Genomic DNA, 23,774 nt, shown 5'->3' on the forward strand with positions numbered 1-23,774 from the left:
ATTATGCGTCGAGAGCCGCGCGGATTCCGCGCAAAAAGTCGGTGGCGGTAGCGACCACCTGGTCGCGTGGCTGGTTGTCGATCAGCTGGATGATCTTGCTGCCGATCACCACCGCGTCGGCCACCTGGCCAATGGCGCGGGCGGTTTCGGCATCGCGGATGCCAAAACCCACGCCCACGGGGATGTGCACGTGCTGGCGGATGCGCGGCAGCATGGCCTCGACCGCGCCAGTGTCCAGCGTGCCCGCACCCGTTACGCCCTTGAGCGACACGTAATACACGTAGCCGCTGGCCACCTGGGCCACCTGCTGCATGCGCTTTTCGGTGGAGGTGGGGGCCAGCAAAAAGATCAGGTCCATGTGGTGGGCCTTGAGCTTGGCGGCAAAGTCCACGCATTCTTCGGGCGGGTAGTCCACCACCAGCACGCCATCCACACCGGCTTTCGATGCGTTCTGGATGAAGGCATCGGCACCGTGGGTCTGGTCGTAGCGCTCCACCGGGTTGGCGTAGCCCATTAGCACGACAGGCGTGTGCGCGTCTTGCAGGCGGAACTGGCGCACCATCTCCAGCACGTCGGCCATGCCGATACCAAAAGCCAGGGCCTTGTCGCCCGCCTTCTGGATCACCGGGCCGTCGGCCATGGGGTCGCTGAACGGAATGCCCAGCTCGATGACATCGGCCCCAGCAGCCACCATGCCGTGCATCAGCGCGGGCGTGATGTCGGCGAAGGGGAAGCCTGCGGTGACGTAGGGGATCAGCGCGGTGCGGCCGTCCTTTTTGAGTTGCGCGAAGGTCGCGTCAATACGGCTCATACGGCCTCCTTGCTGGCGCTGGCAGTGTTGGCGCCCTTTACGGTCAGGCCGCGCATGGATGGGCGGTCGTAGAAGTCGCTGCCGGACAAATCGGCCACGGTGCCAATGTCTTTGTCGCCCCGGCCGGACAGGTTGACCAGAATCGACTGGTCGGGCCGCATGGTTTTGGCCATCTTCATGGCGTAGGCAAAGGCGTGGCTGGACTCCAGCGCGGGGATGATGCCCTCGGTGCGGCACAGGTAGTGGAAGGCCTCCAGCGCTTCGGTGTCCGTGATGCCCACGTATTCGGCGCGGCCGATGTCCTTCAAGAATGCATGCTCGGGGCCCACGCCGGGGTAGTCCAGCCCGGCGCTGATGCTGTGGGTTTCGGTGACCTGGCCATTGGCGTCTTGCAGCAGGTAGGTGCGGTTGCCGTGCAGCACGCCCGGGCTGCCTTTTTGCAGCGATGCCGAGTGCTTGCCCGATTCCAGGCCTTCGCCCGCCGCTTCCACGCCGATCAGCCGGGTGGTCGCCACGTCGATGTAGGGGTAGAAAATGCCCATGGCATTGCTGCCGCCGCCCACGCAGGCGACCACGGCATCGGGTTGGGCACCGGTACAACCGGCGGCGGCCAGCATCTCCGGCATCTGCACCAGGCATTCGTTGCCGATCACGCTCTGGAAGTCACGCACCATCATCGGGTAAGGGTGGGGGCCCGCCACCGTGCCGATGATGTAGAAGGTGTTGTCCACATTGGCCACCCAGTCGCGCATGGCTTCGTTCAGCGCGTCTTTCAGGGTTTTGCTGCCCGACTCTACCGGCACCACGGTGGCACCCAGCAGTTTCATGCGGTAGACGTTGGGGCTTTGGCGCTTCACGTCTTCGCTGCCCATGTAAACCACGCATTCCAGGCCGTAGCGGGCGCAGATGGTGGCCGTGGCCACGCCGTGCTGGCCCGCGCCGGTTTCCGCGATGATGCGCGGCTTGCCCATGCGCTTGGCCAGCATGGCCTGGCCGATGGTGTTGTTGATCTTGTGTGCGCCGGTGTGGTTCAGGTCTTCGCGCTTGAGGAAGATCTGCGCGCCGCCCATTTCACGGCTGGTGCGGGCCGCGTGGTAGATGGGTGACGGGCGGCCCACAAAGTGCGCCAGTTCCGAGGCGAACTCGGCCAGAAAGGCCGGGTCATGCTGGTACTGGGCGTAAGCCTCTTTCAGCTCGTCGATGGCGTGGGTCAGTGTTTCAGAGACAAAACTGCCCCCGTACATGCCGAAGTGGCCTGAGACATCAGGCTGTTGGTAGGTTGTCATGGTGGTACTTTGCAAGTGGGTCGTCTGCCGCGCGCACAGCGGCGACAAACTGGTGGATTTTTGCGGCATCTTTGATCCCCTTGGAGATTTCGACACCGGAGCTCACATCAACGGACAGCGACAGAGCGCGTGGCCGAACCTGCAAAATGCCATCGGTCACGTTTGCAGGCGTGAGTCCACCACTTAAGACGAGGTGAGAGCTGACGCTTGGAGGAAGACGTGACCAATTGAATGTTTTTCCGCCGCCGCCATATCCATCGACGTGTGCGTCGAGCAGGATGGCTTGGGCTGTTGCGTAATCGGATGCGAATTTTAGCAAGTCGAATGGCTGGCTGTCATCCAGGGGAATTCGGGCCGCCCGCAAAAAGGGCCGGGTGCCGTTGGCACTGGCCGCCCAGCAGTCCGCAGGCGACTCATCACCATGAAATTGGACTGTGGCGCTTGGTATATAAGCACAAGCAGCTATTACATTAATAGCGCTCTCGTTGACGAACAGCAAAACCGGCGTGACAAAGGGCGGCAGGCGCTTGGCCAGCTCTGCCGCGCGCTGGGGCGTGACGTACCGCGGGCTGGGTGGGTACAGCACAAAGCCGACGGCATCGGCCCCGGCGGCAACGGCTGCGTCCACGTCCTGCTCGCGGGTCAGGCCGCAGATCTTGATACGGGTGCGGGTGGGGGCTTGGAATGGTGTCATGGCAGCCAATCATAGGCCGCTGTGCGCTCGGGCAGGCCCCAGTGCGCCGGATACACCGGCCCCATGAAGTACAAACCGTCGGGCGAGAAGGTGGGCGCGGCGGCTTTGCGGTCGCGTGCGGCCAGCACCTGCAGAATCCACTCGGGCGGCTGGAAACCCTGGCCCACCACCACCAGGCAGCCCATCAGGTTACGGATCATGTGGTGCAAAAACGCGTTGGCTTCAAACTCGAAGCGCCAGTACACGCCGCGCTGGCTGATCTCGATGCGGCGAATGGTCTTGACCGGCGACAAGGCCTGGCAGCGCGCCGCTCTGAATGATGAAAAGTCGTGTTCGCCCAGCAAATGCGCCGCCGCCTGTTGCATGGCCTCCCGGTCCAGCGGCCGGTAGATCCAGCCCACGCGCCCGCCTTCGACGCTGGGGCGCACGGGCGACTCCAGCAGCGCGTAGACATAGCGGCGGGCTACGGCGTTGGCGCGGCAGTGGAAGCTGTCGGGCATTTCCTGGGCCCATTGCACGGCGATATCGCGCGGTAAAAAGGCATTTACGCCGCGCACCCACGAGGCGGTGGGGCGCTGCAAGGGCGTGTCAAAGTGCACCACCTGCATCAGGCCGTGCACACCCGCGTCGGTGCGGCCTGCGCACAGGGTGGACACCTTGCGCTGGCTGAACGATGCCAACGCGGCTTCCAGCTTGTCTTGTACGGTATTGCCCGACAACTGGCTCTGCCATCCCTCGTAGCCCTGGCCGTTGTAGCTCACGCCCAGGGCTATCCGCACAGCGCAGGTCCCCCGTGCAGAGGCATCAGGACAGGCTGTCCAGGAATTTCTGGGCCTTGGCGCGCAGCGCGCCGGTGGCTTCTTCCAGCACCTCTTCGGCCAGGGCGCGGGCACCGTCTTCGTCGCCGATAGAGCTGAATTCTTCGGCCAGCGACAACTTGGTGGCCAAGGGGTCGCTCTCGTCGATGGGGTCCGTCTCGGCTTCCGCTTCCGGGGTGTCTGCGGTTTCGGATGGGAGCTCGGGGGCTGGCTCGTCCAGATCGAGCGACAGAGAGCTCAGGTCGAACCCGATGGCGCCTGGTGCATCCTCTGCTGCGGGCGCTGCGGCGGTGGGGCCCGAAAGAGGGGAGGAGGCCGTGCTCAGGTCCAGATCAAAGTCCAGGCCGTCAAACGGCTCGTCTTCGGCCGCATGCGGCAGATCCAGCGCAGCCGGCAGGGTGAGCGATGCCGCCAGAGGGTCAGACACCAAGGGTGCCGCAGGCGCATCGGTCGTGGCAGGCAGATCGCTGTCCAGGAAGTCCAGGTCCAGATCCAGGTCCAGGCCTTCCAGGCCTGCGGGTGGGTCCATCGCGGCGACCGGTGCAAATCCAGAAATGGGCGCGTCGGCAGCAGGTTCGGTACGGATGCTGTTCATCCAGGTTGGGCTGTCGGCAGCAGTGGCCGCCGCGTGGGCTTGTGCCGAATGGTAGAGGCTGTTATTGGGGTCCAGGCCGTGGCCCATGGCGGCGATGCGCTCCCACTCGGGGCCCTGGCCGTCGGTGAGCGCATGGGCGATGGTGGCCAGGCCTGCAAAGTTGGCGATGTCGCGGCGCTTGGCGTAGATTTCCAGCAGCTTGCTGTGGATGGCCATGCGGTCCGGCGTGGCACGCAAGGCTTCCTTGAGGATTTCCTCCGCCTGCAGGTCCCGGCCATAGGCCAGGTAGACATCGGCTTCGGCGACCGGATCGACATCGCTGGCGGCATCGAGCTGGCTGGGCGAATACGACATGCTGGAGGCCGGGGCCTCGTCGGCATGGGTGTCCACGCGCTGGCCACCGCTGGCACCAAAGAACGAGTCGGCCTGCAGGCGGCTTTCCAGGAACGAGCTGTCGGCGCTGGCCATTTGCTTGCGTTTGCGGGCGCTGTACACGCCGAAGCCGCCCAGCAAGGCGACCAGACCGGCCGCAGCCAGCACCAGAGGGTTGTTACGCAGTGTGTCCATCCAGCTGTCGGACTCTTCGGCGGCGGGGGCTGGCGCTACCGCACTGGCGGCGGAGGCTGGGGCCGAAGCGGGCGCGGCGACTGGCGCAGCGGGTTCGGAAGCAGGCGCAGAGGCTACCGGGGCCACAGCAGCGGCCACCACAGGAGCCGATACGGCGGGCGTGGGCTCTACCGGGGCCGATGCCACCGGCGGTGCCGGTACCGCCACGGGGATGGCGGGCAATTCCGCCACCGGCGCTTTGGCCGCACTGGCCACCGGTGCGCTCGGCACCGTGGTGGAGGCGCCCAGCTTGTTCAGTTCGGTGATGTTCTTGGCGAGTTCGGCGACGCGGGCCGAGGCCTCCTGGTCGGCTTTGTCGCGGGCAATCTTGTCTTCGTCGGTCTTGCTCTTGAGCGCGCCTTTGGACAGGGTGAGCTTGTCGGGTGCGGCGGTGGACGGCTTTTTCTCGTCTACTTGGGCTTGTACCTTGCCGCTGGCCTTGCGGTCGGCCTCGGCCACCTGCACCGATGGTGCGCCACCGGCCAGTTTGCTGCGGAAGGCGTTGAAATCGCGGCTTTGCGCAGTGATGATCTGGGTGGCTTCCACCGGCGGGGTGCTGCTCGCCTGGCTAGCGTCGGGCAGGTTCAGCACGGCACCGGCCTTGACCCGGTTCACGTTGCCGTTGATGAAGGCATTCGGGTTGGCGCGCAACATGGCCACCAGCATCTGGTCCAGCGACACGTTGGTGGGCCTGGTGGCGCCAGCGATCTTGCTGGCCGTGTCGCCTGCTTTTACCGTAACCTGTTTGGCATCGCTGCTGGCGGGTTTGGGGGCGCTGGCCATGCTCGGTTTGGGCGGGGCGGCACGCGCAGGCGATGCCGCAGCGGGTGTGGCTGCTGGCGTGGCTGCTGGTGCCGCGGCCGGTGCCGGTGGCGCAGCAGCGGGCGCTACCGCCGCGGGGGCTGTGATCTGCGGCGCCGTGGCCGCAGCGGCGGGCGCCTGCCGGGTGGAAGGCGGGTCCAGCAGGATGGTGTAGTCGCGCACGATCCGGCCCGAGGACCAGTTGACCTGCAAAATCAAGTCGATGAACGGATCGGTGACGGTGCGGGTGCTGCTCAGGCGCAGGATGGATTTGCCGTCCGCACGGCGCTGCAGCACGATGCGCAGATCGGCCAGTGCCGGGTTGTATTCCAGCCCGGCGGCGCGAAAGGCTTCGGCCGGGGCCACCTCGGGTTTGAGGCTGCTGGCCTCGTCGGCCGTGATGTCGGGCAGTTCGATGTCGGCGCGCAGCGGCTCACCCAGGCCGGACAGCACCGTCATGCGGCCCAAAGACAGCGCCATGGCGGGGCCGCTGGCCAATGCCACCAGGGTTGCCACCACAGCAGATGCCACGGCAGATGTCTTCCAGCGGTGAGCGGAAAGAGGGCTTCGGGCGCTACCAACCGGGCAATTTTTGTTCATCATTCGGGCATGCACTACGACACTGAAACATGAAAAATTACCATAACATCAATGTCTTAGGCTGACAAGCTGACGTAAGGCGCTGACGGTGGCAACACCAGCTTACGCTGATGTTGCATTAAGTTACATACTACCAAACATGGGTTAACCGACCGGTAGGCTGCCGCTGGGCGCGTTATGCGTTCAGCAAGATGCGCAGCATGCGGCGCAAGGGTTCGGCGGCGCCCCACAGCAGCTGGTCGCCAATGGTGAACGCACCCAGGTACTCTGGGCCCATGGCCAGCTTGCGCAGGCGGCCCACCGGGATACCCATGGTGCCGGTCACCGATACGGGGGTCAGGTCTTTGACCGTGGCCTCGCGGGTGTTGGGCACCACGCGCACCCAGTCGTTGTCCTGGGCGATCAGGGCTTCGATGTCGGCCAGGGGCACGTTCTTTTTCAGCTTGAAGGTCAGCGCCTGGCTGTGGCAGCGCATGGCCCCCACGCGCACGCAGAAGCCGTCCACCGGGGTGATGGCCGTGCCGAAGCTGGGGCCCTGGCCGAGGATCTTGTTGGTTTCGGCACCGGCTTTCCATTCTTCCTTGCTGGAGCCGTCGCCCAGGTCTTTGTCGATCCAGGGGATCAGCGAGCCGCCCAGCGGTGCGCCAAAGTTGGCGATTTCAGCGGCGCTGAGGTTTTGCTGCTTGGCCAGTACCTTGCGGTCGATTTCCAGGATGGCGGATTTGGGGTCGTCCAGCAGGGTGCGGACTTCGGCGTTCAGCGTGCCAAACTGCGTGAGCAGCTCGCGCATGTGCTGGGCGCCACCGCCGGATGCGGCCTGGTAGGTCATGCTGGTCATCCATTCGACCAAACCAGCCTTGTACAGCGCGCCCACGCCCATCAGCATGCAGCTGACCGTGCAGTTGCCGCCAATCCAGTTTTTGCCGCCCTGGGTCAGGGCTTTTTGGATGACCGGCAGATTCACCGGGTCGAGCACGATGACGGCGTTGTCTTCCATGCGCAGGGTGCTGGCGGCGTCGATCCAGTGGCCGTTCCAGCCTGCAGCGCGCAGCTTGGGGAAGACTTCGCTGGTGTAGTCGCCGCCCTGGGCGGTCAGGATGATGTCGCAGCGCTTGAGCGCGTCGATGTTGTACGCGTCTTGCAGCGTGGTTTCGTTCTTGGCTTGCGCGGGGGCGGGGCCACCGGCGTTGGAGGTGGAGAAGAACATCGGCTCGATCAGGGCAAAGTCGCCCTCGGCCTGCATGCGGTCCATCAGCACCGAGCCGACCATGCCGCGCCAGCCGACCAAACCTACGAGATTTCCTACTTTCATGTCATCGCCCTTTAAAAAGTTTTTATGCCCCGGCTCGTCGAGCCGGGGAGGGCGTGACGAACCGGGCTGGATCAGCCTTTGGTTGTCTTGGTAATTGCGGCAACGACAGCGTCACCCATTTCCCGCGTACCCACCTTGGTTGTGCCTGCGGAATAGATGTCCACGGTGCGCAAACCTTGGGCAAGCACGGATTGCACCGCAGACTCGATACGGTCGGCAGCGTCGGCTTGTTGGAGTGAGAAACGTAACATCATGGCAGCGGACAATATTGTAGCCAATGGATTGGCAATGCCCTTGCCTGCGATGTCGGGGGCGCTGCCGTGGCTGGGCTCGTACAGGCCCTGGTTTTGCGCATTCAGGCTGGCCGAGGGCAGCATGCCGATGGAGCCGGTGAGCATGGCCGCCGCGTCGCTCAAGATGTCGCCAAACATGTTGCCGGTAACCAGCACGTCAAACTTCTTGGGGGCTTTGACCAACTGCATGGCCGCGTTGTCCACGTACATGTGGTCCAGCGCCACGTCGGGGTATTCCTTGCCGACCTCGGTGACCACGTCTTTCCAGAACTGGAAGGTTTCCAGCACGTTGGCCTTGTCCACGCTGGTGACGCGCTTGTCGCGCTTGCGGGCGGCCTGGAAGGCGACGTGGGCGATGCGCTCGATCTCCGGGCGGCTGTAGCGCATGGTGTCGAAGGCTTCCTCCGAACCGGGAAAGTGCCCGTCCACCGCAGTGCGGCGGCCACGGGGCTGGCCGAAATAGATGTCACCGGTGAGCTCGCGGATGATCAGAATGTCCAGTCCGGCCACCAGTTCGGGCTTGAGGCTGGAGGCATCGACCAGCTGCTCGTAGCAGATGGCGGGGCGGAAGTTGGCAAACAGGCCCAGGTTCTTGCGCAGGCCCAGAATGGCTTGCTCGGGGCGCAGCGGACGGTCCAGGGTGTCGTATTTCCAGTCGCCCACGGCACCGAACAGCACGGCATCGGATTCTTTGGCCAGCTTCAAGGTGGCATCGGGCAGCGGGTGGCCGAATGCGTCGTAGGCGGCGCCGCCGACCAGGGCGGTTTCCATTTCGAAAGGCAGGTCGAGTACGTCCAGCACCTTGATGGCTTCAGCCATGATTTCCGGGCCGATGCCGTCGCCGGGCAAGACGGCAATTTTGAGAGAAGTCATTTTGGGAAATTTATAAAAAATAGGCTGCTCACGCTTATTCAATCAGCGTGAGCAGCTATGAAAAAGATAGTTAAGCGCCTGCCAGCGTGGTGTGCGCCAACCAGGGCTTGGTGGCCAGACGCTCGGCTTCGAAGGCCTTGATCTTGTCGGCATGCAGCAGCGTCAGGCCGATGTCGTCAAAGCCGTTGAGCAGGCAGTATTTGCGGAAGGCCTGCACCTCGAAGGGCAGCTCTTCGCCCTGGGGCTTGACCACCACCTGGCGCTCCAGGTCCACCGTGAGCTGGTAGCCGGGGAAGGCCAGGCAGGCATCGAACAACGCGGCGACTTGCGCCTCCGGCAACACGATGGGCAGCAGCCCGTTCTTGAAGCTGTTGTTGAAGAAGATGTCGGCGTAGCTGGGCGCAATGATGGCGCGAAAGCCGTACTGGTCGAGCGCCCAGGGCGCGTGCTCCCGCGAGGAGCCGCAGCCAAAGTTCTTGCGCGCCAGCAGCACCGAGGCACCCGCATAGCGCGGCTGGTTCAGCACGAAGTCGGGATTCGGTTTGCGCGTGGCCGGGTCCTGGCCGGGGAAGCCCGCGTCCAGGTAGCGCCATTCGTCGAACAGGTTGGGGCCAAAGCCGGTCTTGCGGATGGACTTGAGGAACTGCTTGGGGATGATGGCATCGGTGTCCACGTTTTCGCGGTCCATCGGTGCCACCAGGCCGGTGTGGATGGTGAATTTTTGCATTACTTGCTCGCTGCGCCTTCGATTTTCTCGCCTGCTTTTTGGACGTCCTGGCCCATGCCTCGCATGGTGTTGCAACCGGCCAGGGTCAGGGCAAATGCGATGGCGACCAGGGTGGTGAAGTGTTTCATGGGGTACCTTCCTGCAGGGGTTAAGAAAATTGGCGGATGTCGACAAAGTGGCCGTGCACGGCGGCGGCGGCGGCCATGGCCGGGCTGACCAGGTGGGTGCGGCCCCCCGCGCCCTGGCGGCCTTCGAAGTTGCGGTTGCTGGTGGAGGCGCAGCGCTCGCCGGGCTCCAGCTTGTCGGCGTTCATGGCCAGGCACATGGAGCAGCCGGGTTCGCGCCATTCAAAGCCTGCGGCGATGAAGATCTTGTCCAGGCCTTCGCGCTCGGCCTGTTCCTTGACCAGGCCGGAGCCGGGCACCACCAGCGCCAACTTGATGTTCTTGGCGATTTTCTGGCCCAGGTTTTTGACCACGGCGGCGGCTTCGCGCATGTCTTCGATGCGGCTGTTGGTGCAGGAGCCGATGAACACCTTATCCACGAAGATGTCGTTCAGCGCCTTGCCGGGCTGCAGATTCATATAGGTCAGCGCGCGCTCGATGGCCAGGCGCTTGTTGCTGTCTTTCTCTTTCTCGGGGTCGGGCACATGGCCGTCGATGCCCAGCACCATCTCGGGCGAGGTGCCCCAGGTGACCTGCGGAATGATCTGGCTGGCATCCAGCTCGACCACCGCGTCGAAGTGCGCGCCGGGGTCGCTGTGCAGGGTGCGCCAGTAGGCCGCCGCCGCATCGAACTCGGCACCGGTGGGAGCCAGCAGGCGGCCTTTCACGTAGTGGATGGTTTTCTCGTCCACCGCCACCAGGCCGGCGCGGGCACCGGCCTCGATGGCCATGTTGCAGACCGTCATGCGGCCTTCCATGCTCAGGGCGCGGATGGCCGAGCCGCCAAATTCGATGGTGTAGCCAGTGCCGCCCGCGGTGCCGATCTTGCCGATGATGGCCAGCACGATGTCCTTGCCGCCGCAGCCCTTGGGAAGCGTGCCTTCCACGCGCACCAGCATGTTCTTGGCTTTTTTGGCCAGCAGGGTTTGCGTGGCCATGACGTGCTCGACCTCGCTGGTGCCAATGCCGTGCGCCAGCGCGCCGAACGCGCCGTGGGTGGAGGTGTGCGAGTCGCCGCAGACCACCGTCATGCCGGGCAGGGTGGCACCGTTTTCCGGGCCGATGACGTGCACGATGCCCTGGCGCTTGGACATAAACGGAAAGTACGCCGCCGAGCCGGATTCCTTGATGTTGGCATCCAGCGTGGTGATTTGCTCTTTGCTCACCAGGTCGGTGATGCCATCCAAGCCCAGCTCCCAGCCGGTGGTGGGCGTGTTGTGGTCGGCGGTGGCGACAATGGAGCTGATGCGCCAGACCTTGCGGCCCGCCTGGCGCAGACCTTCAAAGGCCTGCGGGCTGGTGACCTCGTGGACCAGGTGGCGGTCGATGTAGAGGATGGCGGTGCCGTCTTCTTCGGAGTGGACGACGTGTTCGTCCCAGATTTTGTCGTACAGGGTGCGTGCCATGGGGGTCTTTCGTGGGGGCTTTATTTTAGGTTGCAGTGAGGTGTTCGAGCAGCAGACGCGCGGTAACGGGCAGCGTCGAGAAATCGCGGGCCACCAGCCCGAACTGCCGGGTGGCCCAGGGGTCTTGCAGCGGCACGGCGGTGAGCTCTGGGATGTGCATCAGTTCAAAGGCCCGCTGCGGCATCACGCCGATGCCCAGGCCGTTGGCAATCATGCGGCACATCGAGTCCAGCCCGGCCACGTGGATCCGCAGTTTGATGCCGCGGCCCTGGGCGGCGGCGGCCTGGTGCATGGCCTGGTAGATCGAGCTGTTGGCCTGCAGGCCGACCTGGTCGAAATCCAGGGTTTCATCAAAATGGATAGCTGCCCGCGCCGATAGCACATGGCCTAACGGCACAATTAACACTAAATTGTCTTGCCGGTAGGCTTTGGTTTGCAGGCTGCCCACCCCGCCAGCGGTGTTGCAGATGCCCAGGTCGGCCGCGCCTTCTTGCACTGCGCGGATGACTTCGGAGCTGAGGTGTTCTTCCAGGTCGATCTTGACCTGCGGATGGGCGCGGCAGAACGCGCCCAGGTCTTCGGGCAAAAACTGCACCACGGCCGAAATGCTGGCGTGGATGCGCACATGGCCGCGCACGCCGAAGGCGTATTCGCTGAGCTCGCCCTGCATCTTCTCCAGGCTGTAGAGCATGCTGCGGGCGTGGTGCAGCAGGCTTTCGCCTGCGGGGGTCAGGTCCACACCCCGGGCGTGGCGCACCAGCAGCGGCGTGCCGAGCGTGGCTTCCAGGTCGCTCAGGCGTTTGCTGACGGCGCTGGCCGCAATGAACTCGCGCTCCGCCGCGCGGCCAATGCTGCCCAGCTCGCACACGGCTACGAAGAGCTGGAGCGAGGTCAGGTCCATGCGGCGGGCGAAGTTGCGTTCGGTGGGTTGCATTGGGTGTATGGGCATCGCGGTGGACGATGGGATGCTATTTTCCCCCCATTGGGGGGTGTTGGCCGTCTGGATTTGCGATGGCTGGTATCGCCGCTGCGGTCTGCAAGAATTTATAGGTTTTGGGCACTTTACGCTCATGGGACGGGCGTGAGCAGCTCCTGAAAATGTAGCGTTTGTCTGTGGGCGTAAAAAAACCCGCCAATGGCGGGTTTTCAGGGAGTGTTGCCAGGTTAGCGAGTAGCGATGGGCAGCACGTCGCGCTTCTCGGAGCCGGTGAACAGCTGGCGGGGGCGGCCGATTTTGTACTCGGGGTCGCCAATCATTTCATTCAGCTGGGCGATCCAGCCCGAAGTGCGCGCCAGGGCGAACACGGCGGTGAACAGCGGCGTGGGGATGCCGATGGCGCGCTGCACGATGCCGGAGTAGAAATCGACGTTGGGGTACAGCTTGCGCGAGACGAAGTAGTCGTCTTCCAGGGCAATCTTTTCCAGGGCCATGGCCAGCTTGAACAGCGGGTCGTTTTCCAGGCCCAGCTCGGCCAGCACTTCCTTGCAGGTTTCCTGCATGAGCTTGGCGCGGGGGTCGTAGTTCTTGTACACGCGGTGGCCGAAACCCATCAGCTTGACGCCGGAGTTCTTGTCCTTGACCTTTTCCATGAACTCACCGACCTTGGAGACGCCGCCCATCTTCTGGATGTCGGTCAGCATGTTCAGGCAGGCTTCGTTGGCGCCGCCGTGGGCAGGGCCCCACAGGCAGGCCACACCGGCGGCGATGGCCGCAAACGGGTTGGTGCCCGACGAGCCGCACAGGCGCACGGTGGAGGTGGAGGCGTTTTGCTCGTGGTCGGCGTGCAGGATGAAGATGCGGTCCAGGGCGCGTTCCAGCACCGGGCTGACCACATACTCTTCGCACGGCGTGGCGAACATCATGTGCAAGAAGTTGCCTGCGTAGCTCAGGTTGTTCTTGGGGTACATGTACGGCTGGCCGATGGTGTACTTGTAGGCCATGGCCACCAGGGTCGGCATCTTGGCGATCAAGCGGATGGCGGCGATTTCGCGGTGCTGCGGATTCGTGATGTCGGTGCTGTCGTGGTAGAAAGCCGACAGCGCGCCGACCAGCCCGGTCATGATGGCCATGGGGTGGGCATCACGGCGGAAACCGCGCAGAAAGAACTGCATCTGCTCGTTGACCATGGTGTGGTTGGTCACGAGCTTGGTGAAGTCGGCTTTTTGCGTGGGGTTGGGCAATTCACCGTACAGCAGCAGGTGGCAGGTTTCCATGAAGTCACAGCCGGTGGCCAGTTGCTCGATGGGGTAGCCACGGTAGAGCAGTTCGCCCTTGTCGCCGTCGATGTAGGTAATGGCCGACTGGCACGACGCAGTGGACAAAAAGCCCGGATCGTAGGTAAACATGCCGGTCTGGGCGTAGAGCTTGCGAATGTCTACGACATCTGGGCCCACGTTGCCCTGGTACACCGGGAGTTCGACACTGGGGCTGCCGTTACTAAACGACAGAGTGGCTTTGTTATCTGCTAACTTCATTTCATTGCCCTTTCAGCGGTTTCTCAACATACTTAAAACTTCGTGCACGTCACTGCGGTCCAGCGCAGGTTCGACTTCAGCAAGCGGCTTTCGTGCCAAGTGCAGGTCCAGCAAATCGTTGTCACTTAAATCCATTAGATCTAGCATTGCTTGCCCCTGGCTGACGGTTAGCGTGTCGGCAAACGTTTGGAAGAAGCGGTCGATGTACAAGTCGTTTTCCAGCAAACCGCGGCGGCAGCGCCAGCGCAGTTTGCTCAGAGCCCGCTCACCGAGCAAGTCCGAACCGGCAGGAGCTACAGTCGCAGCCGGTTCGTTAGGGGGGGAAAGTGGCTGCACCAACAGCCCTTAGATGGCGCGACGCACCATCAGCTCTTTGATCTTGCCGATGGCCTTGGTGGGGTTCAGGCCCTTGGGGCACACGTCCACGCAGTTCATGATGGTGTGGCAGCGGAACAGGCGGTACGGGTCTTCCAGGTTGTCCAGGCGCGCCGCGGTGCTGTCGTCACGGCTGTCGGCGATGAAGCGGTAGGCCTGCAGCAGACCGGCAGGGCCGACGAACTTGTCAGGGTTCCACCAGAAGCTGGGGCAGCTGGTGGAGCAGCTGGCGCACAGAATGCACTCGTACAGGCCGTTGAGCTCGTCGCGCTCTTCCGGGCTTTGCAGGCGTTCGCGCTCGGGCGGCAGGCTCTCGTTGACCAGGTAGGGCTTGATCGAGTTGTACTGCTTGAAGAAGTCGGTCATGTCCACGATCAGGTCGCGGATCACCGGCAGGCCGGGCAGTGGCTTGAGCACGATGGTGCCGGGCAGCGTGAGCATGTTGGTCAGGCAGGCCAGGCCGTTCTTGCCGTTGATGTTCATTGCGTCCGAGCCGCACACGCCTTCGCGGCAGGAGCGACGGAACGACAGGGTGGGGTCTTGTTGCTTGAGCTTGATCAGCGCGTCCAGCAGCATGCGTTCGTGGCCGTCGAGTTCGATCTCGATAGTCTGCATGTAGGGCTTGGCATCGGTGTCCGGGTCGTAGCGGTAGATCTGGAAGGTGCGTTTGGTCATTTTTTTTCCTAATCGTGCTTAGAACGTACGCACTTTGGGTGGAATGCTGTCTACCGTCAGGGGTTGCAGGTTGACGGGTTTGTAGCTCAGGCGGTTGTCGGCGCTGTACCACAGGGTGTGCTTCATCCACTCCTTGTCGTTGCGGCCCAGTGGGAACTGGTCGTGGTCGGCAGGGTGTTCGTAGTCGTATACGGTGTGGGCACCGCGGCATTCGCGGCGGGCTGCAGCCGAGACCATGGTGGCCTGGGCCACTTCGATCAGGTTGTCCACTTCCAGGGCTTCAATCCGGGCGGTATTGAAGATCTTGGACTTGTCTTTCAGGGTGATGCTGGCCACGCGCTTGCGGATGTCGGCGATCTTCTGCACGCCTTCGTCCATGCTGACCTGGGTGCGGAACACGCCAGCGTGCAGCTGCATGGCGGTGCGGATTTCTGCCGCCACTTCCTGGCAGTAGCTGCCCTCGGTAGAGCCTTGCAACTGGTTCAGGCGCTCCAGCGTACGGTCGGCTGCGTCGGCAGGCAAGGGCTTGTGCTCTTTGTTCTTCTGGTTGAATTCGACGATGTGGCGGCCTGCGGCCTTGCCAAACACCAGCAGATCCAGCAGCGAGTTGGTGCCCAGGCGGTTCGCGCCGTGCACGCTGACGCAGGCGCATTCGCCCACGGCATACAGGCCGTTGATCACGGAGTTGTTGACCTCGCCCTTTTGCTCGATCACCTGGCCGTGGATGTTGGTGGGCACGCCGCCCATCTGGTAATGGATGGTGGGCACCACGGGGATCGGCTCTTTGGTGATGTCGACGTTGGCGAAGTTCACGCCGATCTCGTACACCGAAGGCAGGCGCTTGTGGATGGTGTCGGCACCCAGGTGGTCCAGTTTCAGCAGGATGTAGTCCTTGTTCGGACCACAGCCACGGCCTTCCTTGATTTCCTGGTCCATGCAGCGCGACACGAAGTCGCGTGGGGCCAGGTCTTTCATGGTGGGCGCATAACGCTCCATGAAGCGCTCGCCATTGCTGTTGAGCAAAATTGCGCCTTCGCCACGGCAGCCTTCGGTCAGCAGCACGCCCGCACCGGCCACGCCGGTGGGGTGGAATTGCCAGAACTCCATGTCTTGCAGGGCAATACCGGCACGCGCCGCCATGCCCAGGCCGTCGCCGGTGTTGATGAAGGCGTTGGTGGACGCATCAAAGATACGGCCTGCGCCGCCGGTGGCCAGCAGCACCGTCTTGGCCTGCAGGATGTGCAGGTCGCCGGTTTCCATTTCCAGTGCAGTCACGCCGACCACATCACCGGCTTCGTCGCGGATCAGGTCCAAAGCCATCCATTCGACGAAGAAGTTGGTCTTGGCCTTGACGTTTTGCTGGTACAGGGTGTGCAGCATGGCGTGGCCGGTACGGTCGGCCGCGGCGCAGGCGCGCTGCACCGGCTTTTCGCCGTAGTTGGCGGTGTGGCCGCCGAAAGGGCGCTGGTAAATGGTGCCGTCGGGGTTGCGGTCAAACGGCATGCCGAAGTGTTCCAGCTCGTAAACCACCTTGGGGGCTTCGCGGCACATGAACTCGATGGCATCCTGGTCGCCGAGCCAGTCGGAGCCCTTGATGGTGTCGTAGAAGTGGTAGTGCCAGTTGTCCTCGGACATATTGCCCAGCGAAGCGCTCACGCCACCCTGTGCTGCCACGGTGTGGCTACGGGTGGGGAACACTTTGGACAAGGAGGCCACGTTCAGGCCGGCTTTGGACAGTTCGAGTGCGGCGCGCATGCCCGAGCCACCGGCTCCGACGATCACGACATCAAATTTGCGCTTGGAAATGTGGGCTTTGGAGTAGGTCATTTTTATGTTGCTTTTGTCGAGGGTGCTTTAGAGGCGCCAGAGGACCTGGATGGCCCAGCCAGCACAGCCGACCAGCCAAACCATCGTGAAAATTTGGAGCAGCAAACGCAGCCAGACAGCGGATGTGACGTAGTCCATCCAGATGTCGCGCATACCCACCCAGACGTGGTAGAGCAGGGCGATGATGACCGAGAAGGTCACAATCTTCATCCACTGCGCGGCGAAGATGCCCGCCCACAGGTCGTAGCCGATGGGGCCTTTGGATACCAGCAACTGGGCCAGCACCACCACCGTAAACAAGGCCATGATGCCCGCCGTGACGCGCTGCGCCAGCCAGTCGCGCAAGCCGTAATGTGCGCCGACAACGACGCGCTTGGATCCGTAATTAACCGACATGTTGAATTGCTCCGGGGGGATTTAGTACAGACCGAACAGCTTGGCTGCCAGCACGATGGTCAGGCCGATACTCAGTGCCAGGGTGAATTTGGCCGATGAGGCACCGAATTCCTTGGTCACCGCGTCATGGCTGGTGTCCATCCACAAGTGGCGCAAGCCAGCGATGAAGTGGTGCAAATAAGCCCAAATCAATGCCAATGCAACCAGTTTGAAGAAGAATCCCGGCACAAAACCGGCACCCAGGTTGAACACATTCTTGAATTTGGCAAACGAGATTTCGCTGGACACCGAGGTGTCGAACATCCAGATGATGAAAGGCATCAGCAGGAACATGATGAAACCACTGATGCGGTGCAAGATGGACACCCAGGCCGCCGGAGCCATACGGTAGGTGGGCAGGTCTTTTAACGCATTGATGTTGCGAAATTCAGGCCGTTTGGGGCGGGCGGTAGAGGCAATCTCTGTCATAGGTGCGCTTTCGTGGTTGGTAACTGCGTTGTAATTTTTAAGAATCTGCCTGCAAAATTCTATTGCAATGCAGCAAAGGCAAATAAGTCACATCAAAATTGGCCCCGACTCTGGTTCAACTAAGTTCGTTGTGATAGTGGTGCGTCAGGGTGACGTACAGGCCGCGGCGCAGCTCCATGGGCACATCGTTGTAGGTGTAGGCCACACGCTCTACGCTCAGCAAAGGCGCCGTGTTGGCTACCTTGAGCAGGCGGGCCTGTTCGGCATCGGGGTGCACGGCGCGGATCTTTTCGTCGGCCCGCACCATGTGTACATTGAATTCGGTTTCAAACAGCGCGTACATCGCGCCCTGGTAGCCCGCCAGGCGCTCCGCGGTCAGTCCCTTGAAGGGACCACCGGGCAACCACAGGTCTTCCAAAATGGTGGGAATGAATACGCCGTTGGGTCGGCCGTCCTGGAACGACAGCACCCGGCGCACCTGCAATACCGCGTCGCCAGGCCGCAGGCCCAGGGCCCGGGCTACATCGGCACTGGCGCGCTGGCGTTTGCAGTCGATGATGTCGCGCTGGGCCGGGCCTTCGTCGGCGGCGCTGCCCACGTCGGGCGTGAGCTTGAGGAAACGGTAAGGCACGTGCTGGGCGGCGTGGGTGGCTACAAAAGTGCCCTTGCCCTGGCGGCGCACCAGCAGGTTGTCGGCCGCCAGCGCGTCAACGGCCTTGCGCACCGTGCCTTGGCTGACCCGAAACCGCACGGCCAGGTCCATTTCGCTGGGAATGGCTTCGCTGGGTTTCCACTCTCCCGACTGCAGGCTCTGCAAAATCAGGCCCTTGATCTGCTGGTACAGCGGGCTGAACGCTGGCGTCGTCGATGCGGCAGCCCCACCGGACTCGGCGCCAACGTGCAGGGAATCAACAGGGGAGGGGGCAATGTGGGCCATGGACAAATCGTAAAAACAACACCAAACGCTACAACTTGAAACCTGGCGAATCATATCTTATATAAGACATAAGACAAACTGGCGCGTACGGGTTTTCGAGAGTAAACTCTGCGCTGATTTCCGGTGTCCAAGCGCTGGCTTGGCACACGTCAACCTCCTTTTTCACAACTTCCTGGAGTTTTCTTATGAGCAAAAAGCCTGTTCGCGTTGCCGTTACCGGTGCTGCTGGTCAAATTGGTTACGCCATCCTGTTCCGTATCGCCTCCGGCGAAATGCTGGGCAAAGACCAGCCGGTGATTCTGCAATTGCTCGAAGTGCCGATGGAAAAGCCCCAGCAAGCCTTGCAGGGCGTGATGATGGAACTGCAAGACTGTGCCTTCCCGCTGTTGGTCGGTATGGAAGCCCATGGCGACCCGATGACCGCTTTCAAAGACGTGGACTACGCACTGTTGATCGGTTCGCGCCCCCGTGGCCCCGGCATGGAACGCGCCGAACTGCTGGCCGTGAATGCCGAGATTTTCACCGCCCAAGGCAAGGCCCTGAACGCTGTGGCCAGCCGCAACGTCAAGGTGCTGGTGGTCGGCAACCCAGCCAACACCAACGCCTACATCGCTATGAAGAGCGCGCCAGATCTGCCACGCAAGAACTTCACTGCCATGCTGCGCCTGGACCACAACCGTGCCTTGAGCCAGATCGCTGCCAAGACCGGCAAGGCCGTGGCCGACATTGAAAAGCTCACTGTCTGGGGCAACCACTCGCCCACGATGTACGCCGACTACCGTTTCGCCACCATCAACGGCGAAAGCGTCAAGACCATGATCAATGACCAGGAATGGAACGCCAACACCTTCCTGCCCACCGTGGGCAAGCGTGGCGCAGCCATCATCGCGGCACGCGGCGTGTCGTCGGCTGCTTCGGCTGCCAATGCGGCCATCGACCACATGCGCGACTGGGCTCTGGGCACCAACGGCAAGTGGGTCACCATGGGTATCCCTTCGGACGGCCAGTACGGCATCCCCGCTGACACCATGTTCGGCTTTGCCGTGACCTGCGAAGGCGGCGAATACAAGGTGGTGGAAGGCCTGGAAGTTGATGCATTCAGCCAGGAGCGCATCAACATCACGCTCAAAGAGCTGCAAGACGAGCAAGCTGGCGTTGCCCACCTCCTCTAAGCTGTAGCTATGCAGCATCCCCGCCAAGTTCTGCTGGGTGCCCAGGCCGCGCAGGGTTTCCTGCCGGTTTGTGACCACTACAGTGGCGTGGAAGCGCGGATGCGCAAAAGCCTGCAATTGCAGGCCGAAATGACCGAAGAGTTCGGGGCCTGCGTGTTCGACGTGACCCTGGATTGCGAAGACGGCGCACCCGTTGGCGGCGAGGCCGAGCACGCCGCCATGGTGGTGGCCCTGGCATTGGCCGCGGCACCCGAGGCGCGCGTCGCGGTGCGGGTGCATGCGGTAGACCACCCGGCTTTCGAGCAGGACATGGCCACCATCGCCGCCCAGGCAGGCCACCGGCTGACCCACATCATGGTGCCGAAGGTCGAATCGGTCCGCGATGTCGTTCAGGTCGAAAAGGCACTCCAGCGCGCATCTGCCTTGCATTTACCGCTACATGTTTTGATTGAATCGCCTGCCGCTGTGCAGCGTGCGTTCGAAATTGCCGCCCAGCCTCGGGTGCAGTCCCTGAGCTTTGGGCTGATGGATTTTGTGTCCAGCCACGGTGGGGCCATTCCGGGCGATGCCATGGGTGCGGCGGGCCAGTTCACCCACCCGCTGGTGGTTCGCGCCAAGTTGGAAATTGCGTCCGCCTGCCACGCGCACGGCAAGGTGCCCTCCCATTGCGTAGTGACCGAGTTTGCCGATGCCCAGGCCATGCAGGCAGCTGCCGAGCGCGCCGCCCGCACCCTGGGTTTCACCCGCATGTGGAGCATCCACCCCAGCCAGATCCGGCCCATCCTGGCCGCGTTTGCGCCCTTGGAATCCGAGGTGGATGCTGCTGTCCGTATCATCACTGCTGCCGTGGCCGCCCAGTGGGCCCCGATATCCGTTGCCGGTCAGCTGCACGACCGTGCCAGCTACCGCTATTTTTGGCAGGTGCTGGAGCGCGCCCACCAGACCGGGCGTGCCTTGCCGTCCGAGGTGGCCGCCTATTTCAAGCCGCCTGCCCCCATCCTCACTACCGAAATTGTATGAAACTAATCCTCTCTGTGGCCCTGCTGGCCCTGGCCCCCGCACTCGTTCTGGCCCAGGATGCCCCCAAGAAGCCCGTCAAGGCGGCTGCCAAAGCCACCACCAAAGCCGCCCCCAAGCCCACCAGCAGCCGCATCCAGCTCAAGAGTGCCGCGAAAAACGTGGCCGCTGGTATCGAGGCCGCCGAAGCCGCCCTGACCCCCGCCGAAATGGCGATTGCCGATCGCGTGCAAGTTGGTGCCGTGCCCTGCGAGTTGGGCACCACCGTCACGCTGGTGGCCGATGCCAAATACCCCGGGTACTTCAACGTGCAGGTCAAGAACCTCAAATACCGCATGTTCCCTGTGGAAACCAGCACCGGAGCCATCCGCCTGGAAGACCAGAAGGCTGGCGCCGTGTGGTTGCAGTTGGGCAATAAATCCATGCTGATGAACCAGAAGCTGGGCCAGCGCCTGGCCGACGAGTGCATGACCCCCCAGCAGGTCGCCGTGGCCGAGTCGCTCCGGTTGAATCCGGCACAAAGCGTGCTTAACGCACCCGCACAGGCTGTTTCGCAACCCGACGTTGCCGCCAAATAAAACCCTTCCGTCTGCCCCCACGATTATTTGAACCAGGAGAAACCATGTTGCAAGCCTATGCCGCCCATGTTGCCGAGCGCGCCGCCCTCGGCATTCCCCCGCTGCCCCTGTCTGCCAAGCAGACCGGCGAGCTGATCGAACTGCTGAAGAGCCCGCCCGCAGGCGAAGAAGCCAACCTGCTCAACCTGATCACCCACCGCATTCCCGCCGGTGTGGACGATGCCGCCAAGGTCAAGGCCAGCTACCTGGCCGCCGTGGCCCATGGCACCGAAAAATGCCCCCTGCTGACGCGTGAAAAAGCCACCGAACTGCTGGGCACCATGCTGGGCGGCTACAACATCAGCCCCATGATCGACCTGTTGGACGACGCATCTGCCACCGTGGCCGAAGCCGCGGCCGCCGGTTTGAAGAAAACCCTGCTGATGTTCGACCAGTTCCATGACGTGCAGGAAAAGGCTGAAAAGGGCAACCCCTACGCCAAGTCCGTGCTGCAAAGCTGGGCCGACGCCGAGTGGTTCACCAGCCGCCCTGAAGTGCCGAAAAGCATCACCGTGAGCATCTTCAAGGTGGCCGGTGAAATCAACACCGACGACCTGTCCCCCGCGCCTGACGCCTGGAGCCGCCCCGACATTCCGTTGCACGCCCTGGCCATGCACAAGAATGCCCGCCCCGGCATCGTGCCCGAAGAAGACGGCAAACGCGGCCCCATCAAGTTCCTGGAAGACCTGCGCGCCAAAGGCCACCTTGTGGCCTACGTGGGCGACGTGGTCGGTACGGGCTCCAGCCGCAAGTCGGCCACCAACTCGGTGCTGTGGTTTACCGGCGAAGACATTCCTTTTGTGCCGAACAAACGTTTCGGTGGCGTGTGCCTGGGCAGCAAGATTGCCCCGATCTTCTACAACACCATGGAAGACTCGGGCGCGCTGCCGATCGAACTCGACGTAAGCCAGATGGCCATGGGCGACGTGGTCGAACTGCTGCCCTACGAAGGCAAGGCGCTGAAAGACGGCAAGGTCATCGCCGAGTTCTCGCTGAAAAGCGACGTGCTGTTTGACGAAGTGCGTGCCGGTGGCCGCATTCCCCTGATCATTGGCCGAGGCCTGACCGCCAAGGCGCGTGAAGCGCTAGGCCTGCCTGTGTCCACCCTGTTCCGCCTGCCGCAAAACCCGGTGGACACCCATAAGGGCTTCACCCTGGCGCAAAAGATGGTCGGTCGCGCCTGCGGTCTGCCAGCGGGCCAGGGCGTGCGTCCCGGTACCTACTGCGAACCCAAAATGACCTCGGTCGGCTCGCAAGACACCACCGGCCCCATGACCCGCGACGAGCTGAAAGACCTGGCCTGCCTGGGCTTCAGCGCCGACCTGGTGATGCAATCCTTCTGCCACACCGCCGCCTACCCCAAGCCGGTGGACGTGAAGATGCACCACGAGCTGCCCGACTTCATGAGCACCCGTGGCGGCGTGCCCCTGCGCCCCGGTGACGGCATCATCCACAGCTGGCTGAACCGCATGCTGCTGCCCGATACCGTGGGCACCGGCGGCGACAGCCACACCCGTTTCCCCATCGGCATCAGCTTCCCCGCTGGCTCCGGCCTGGTCGCCTTCGGCGCGGCCACCGGCGTGATGCCTTTGGACATGCCCGAGAGCGTGCTGGTGCGTTTCAAGGGCGAAATGCAGCCCGGCATCACGCTGCGCGATCTGGTCAACGCGATTCCGCTGTACGCCATCAAGGCCGGTCTGCTGACCGTGGCCAAGCAAGGCAAAAAGAACATCTTCTCGGGCCGCATCCTGGAAATAGAAGGCCTGCCCAACCTGAAGGTCGAGCAAGCATTTGAGCTGAGCGACGCCTCGGCCGAGCGTTCCGCGGGCGGCTGCACCGTGCACCTGAACAAAGAGCCGATCATCGAGTACATCAACAGCAACATCACCATGCTGAAGTGGATGATTGCCACCGGTTATTCCGATGTGCGCACCATCAACCGCCGCATCAAGGCGATGGAAGCCTGGCTGGCCAACCCCGAGCTGATGCACGGCGATGCCGATGCCGAGTACGCTGCCGTCATCGAAATCGACCTGGCCGACATCCATGAGCCAATCGTGGCTTGCCCGAACGACCCGGACGACGTGAAGACCCTGGCCGAAGTCGAAGGTAGCAAGATCGATGAAGTCTTCATCGGCTCCTGCATGACCAACATCGGCCACTTCCGCGCCGCCTCCAAGCTGCTGGAAAACAAGCGTGACATCCCCGTCAAGCTGTGGATGGCACCGCCCACCAAGATGGATGCCAAGCAGTTGTCTGAAGAAGGCCATTACGGCGTGCTCGGTTCTGCCGGCGCCCGCATGGAAATGCCGGGCTGCAGCCTGTGCATGGGCAACCAGGCGCAGGTGAAAGAGGGCGCCACCGTGTTCTCTACCTCCACCCGCAACTTCCCCAACCGTTTGGGCAAGAACAGCAATGTGTACCTGGGTTCGGCCGAACTGGCCGCCATCTGCTCCAAGCTGGGCCGCATCCCCACCAAGGCCGAGTACATGGCCGACATGGGCGTGCTGACCAAAGACAGCGCGAAGATCTACCAGTACCTGAACTTCGACAAGGTGAAGGATTACACCGACTTGGCCGACACGGTGAAAGACACCGCATCGGTATAAGCATCGTGTGCGCGGAGGGCTGTTGACAGCTCTCCGGCAGGGCCACTCGGAAGGCGCAGGTAGCTATATAAATGATAGCTGCCTGCGCTTTTTGCATAAGCGCTAGAGGCCCATTTTTAAGCCATTTTCGGCTTCGGGGGCGCGACACGGTGGTGCGCTGCGGGCAGCAGCGTCAGCTGCCACCGCAAGGCGGTGTAGGCCGACATCCCGAACACACACC

Annotated in this window: 22 protein-coding genes; 4 read left to right on the forward strand and 18 right to left on the reverse strand. The window is 62.8% G+C overall.

From position 1 onward, the window contains the following. Position 1: 1 nt before the first annotated feature. The 18 genes from trpA to AB3G31_RS04685 all read right to left on the reverse strand — a co-directional run bounded on the left by trpA (position 2) and on the right by AB3G31_RS04685 (position 18,139). Positions 2 to 811 carry a tryptophan synthase subunit alpha gene (trpA, locus tag AB3G31_RS04600; RefSeq protein ID WP_367849029.1) on the reverse strand — a complete coding sequence of 270 codons (810 nt, stop codon included), beginning with the start codon at positions 809 to 811 and terminating at the stop codon, positions 2 to 4. Next, entirely contained in the window at positions 808 to 2,097 is a 1,290-nt protein-coding gene (trpB, locus tag AB3G31_RS04605) for a tryptophan synthase subunit beta (RefSeq protein WP_367849030.1), read from the reverse strand. Before trpB ends, trpA begins: the two co-directional genes overlap by 4 nt. Then, positions 2,075 to 2,791 (reverse strand): phosphoribosylanthranilate isomerase, encoded by a 717-nt coding sequence (locus AB3G31_RS04610; RefSeq protein ID WP_367849031.1) that lies wholly within the window; start codon positions 2,789 to 2,791, stop codon positions 2,075 to 2,077. The genes trpB and AB3G31_RS04610 overlap by 23 nt, the downstream gene beginning before the upstream one ends. Further along, on the reverse strand, positions 2,788 to 3,570 hold the full coding sequence (truA, locus tag AB3G31_RS04615) for a tRNA pseudouridine(38-40) synthase TruA (RefSeq protein WP_367849032.1): 783 nt from the start codon (positions 3,568 to 3,570) through the stop codon (positions 2,788 to 2,790). Before truA ends, AB3G31_RS04610 begins: the two co-directional genes overlap by 4 nt. A 25-nt stretch (positions 3,571 to 3,595) precedes the next feature. Next, positions 3,596 to 6,142 (reverse strand): FimV/HubP family polar landmark protein, encoded by a 2,547-nt coding sequence (locus tag AB3G31_RS04620; protein ID WP_367849033.1) that lies wholly within the window; start codon positions 6,140 to 6,142, stop codon positions 3,596 to 3,598. Positions 6,143 to 6,386: 244 nt separating this feature from the next. Beyond that, a complete protein-coding gene (asd, locus tag AB3G31_RS04625; protein WP_367849034.1) occupies positions 6,387 to 7,523 on the reverse strand; it encodes an aspartate-semialdehyde dehydrogenase in 1,137 nt (378 codons plus the stop codon). Positions 7,524 to 7,594: 71 nt separating this feature from the next. Next, positions 7,595 to 8,689, reverse strand: coding sequence for a 3-isopropylmalate dehydrogenase (gene leuB, locus AB3G31_RS04630; protein WP_315185885.1), 1,095 nt, complete (start codon positions 8,687 to 8,689; stop codon positions 7,595 to 7,597). Between the two features lie 70 nt (positions 8,690 to 8,759). Continuing rightward, positions 8,760 to 9,416 (reverse strand): 3-isopropylmalate dehydratase small subunit, encoded by a 657-nt coding sequence (leuD, locus tag AB3G31_RS04635; RefSeq protein WP_315225862.1) that lies wholly within the window; start codon positions 9,414 to 9,416, stop codon positions 8,760 to 8,762. Continuing rightward, complete coding sequence (locus AB3G31_RS04640; protein WP_367849035.1) at positions 9,416 to 9,544, reverse strand: entericidin A/B family lipoprotein; 129 nt, start codon at positions 9,542 to 9,544, stop codon at positions 9,416 to 9,418. The genes leuD and AB3G31_RS04640 overlap by 1 nt, the downstream gene beginning before the upstream one ends. Positions 9,545 to 9,564: 20 nt before the next feature. Next, positions 9,565 to 10,986: a 3-isopropylmalate dehydratase large subunit gene (gene leuC / locus AB3G31_RS04645; protein ID WP_367849036.1), complete on the reverse strand. Its 1,422-nt coding sequence runs from the start codon at positions 10,984 to 10,986 to the stop codon at positions 9,565 to 9,567. A 25-nt stretch (positions 10,987 to 11,011) separates the two neighbouring features. Then, positions 11,012 to 11,920 carry a LysR family transcriptional regulator gene (locus AB3G31_RS04650; RefSeq protein WP_367849037.1) on the reverse strand — a complete coding sequence of 303 codons (909 nt, stop codon included), beginning with the start codon at positions 11,918 to 11,920 and terminating at the stop codon, positions 11,012 to 11,014. Positions 11,921 to 12,150: 230 nt separating this feature from the next. Further along, positions 12,151 to 13,461: a citrate synthase gene (gltA, locus tag AB3G31_RS04655; protein WP_367849038.1), complete on the reverse strand. Its 1,311-nt coding sequence runs from the start codon at positions 13,459 to 13,461 to the stop codon at positions 12,151 to 12,153. 12 nt (positions 13,462 to 13,473) lie between these two features. Then, a complete protein-coding gene (locus AB3G31_RS04660; protein ID WP_367850291.1) occupies positions 13,474 to 13,737 on the reverse strand; it encodes a succinate dehydrogenase assembly factor 2 in 264 nt (87 codons plus the stop codon). A 69-nt stretch (positions 13,738 to 13,806) separates the two neighbouring features. Then, positions 13,807 to 14,511 carry a succinate dehydrogenase iron-sulfur subunit gene (locus AB3G31_RS04665; RefSeq protein WP_315185904.1) on the reverse strand — a complete coding sequence of 235 codons (705 nt, stop codon included), beginning with the start codon at positions 14,509 to 14,511 and terminating at the stop codon, positions 13,807 to 13,809. Between the two features lie 18 nt (positions 14,512 to 14,529). Continuing rightward, positions 14,530 to 16,338, reverse strand: coding sequence for a succinate dehydrogenase flavoprotein subunit (gene sdhA, locus AB3G31_RS04670; protein ID WP_367849039.1), 1,809 nt, complete (start codon positions 16,336 to 16,338; stop codon positions 14,530 to 14,532). A gap of 27 nt (positions 16,339 to 16,365) precedes the next feature. Beyond that, the gene (gene sdhD, locus AB3G31_RS04675) at positions 16,366 to 16,734 is read right to left on the reverse strand and encodes a succinate dehydrogenase, hydrophobic membrane anchor protein (protein WP_367849040.1); all 369 of its coding nucleotides are present in this window, start codon (positions 16,732 to 16,734) and stop codon (positions 16,366 to 16,368) included. A gap of 21 nt (positions 16,735 to 16,755) precedes the next feature. After that, positions 16,756 to 17,202, reverse strand: coding sequence for a succinate dehydrogenase, cytochrome b556 subunit (gene sdhC / locus AB3G31_RS04680; RefSeq protein ID WP_367849041.1), 447 nt, complete (start codon positions 17,200 to 17,202; stop codon positions 16,756 to 16,758). Positions 17,203 to 17,317: 115 nt separating this feature from the next. After that, positions 17,318 to 18,139 (reverse strand): GntR family transcriptional regulator, encoded by an 822-nt coding sequence (locus AB3G31_RS04685; protein ID WP_367849042.1) that lies wholly within the window; start codon positions 18,137 to 18,139, stop codon positions 17,318 to 17,320. A 185-nt stretch (positions 18,140 to 18,324) separates the two neighbouring features. On the opposite strand from AB3G31_RS04685, the gene AB3G31_RS04690 reads away from it, so the two are divergent. From AB3G31_RS04690 to acnB, 4 genes are read left to right on the forward strand one after another with little or no spacing between them, the layout of a single operon-like run. Beyond that, positions 18,325 to 19,311 carry a malate dehydrogenase gene (locus AB3G31_RS04690; protein ID WP_315238300.1) on the forward strand — a complete coding sequence of 329 codons (987 nt, stop codon included), beginning with the start codon at positions 18,325 to 18,327 and terminating at the stop codon, positions 19,309 to 19,311. 9 nt (positions 19,312 to 19,320) lie between these two features. Next, positions 19,321 to 20,331, forward strand: coding sequence for a CoA ester lyase (locus AB3G31_RS04695; protein ID WP_367849043.1), 1,011 nt, complete (start codon positions 19,321 to 19,323; stop codon positions 20,329 to 20,331). Then, the gene (locus AB3G31_RS04700; RefSeq protein ID WP_367849044.1) at positions 20,328 to 20,906 is read left to right on the forward strand and encodes a hypothetical protein; all 579 of its coding nucleotides are present in this window, start codon (positions 20,328 to 20,330) and stop codon (positions 20,904 to 20,906) included. The genes AB3G31_RS04695 and AB3G31_RS04700 overlap by 4 nt, the downstream gene beginning before the upstream one ends. Positions 20,907 to 20,950: 44 nt before the next feature. Continuing rightward, a complete protein-coding gene (acnB, locus tag AB3G31_RS04705; RefSeq protein ID WP_367849045.1) occupies positions 20,951 to 23,554 on the forward strand; it encodes a bifunctional aconitate hydratase 2/2-methylisocitrate dehydratase in 2,604 nt (867 codons plus the stop codon). The last annotated feature ends 220 nt before the right edge of the window (positions 23,555 to 23,774 follow it).

Source organism: Rhodoferax sp. WC2427 (assembly GCF_040822085.1).
Lineage (GTDB): Bacteria > Pseudomonadota > Gammaproteobacteria > Burkholderiales > Burkholderiaceae_C > Rhodoferax_B.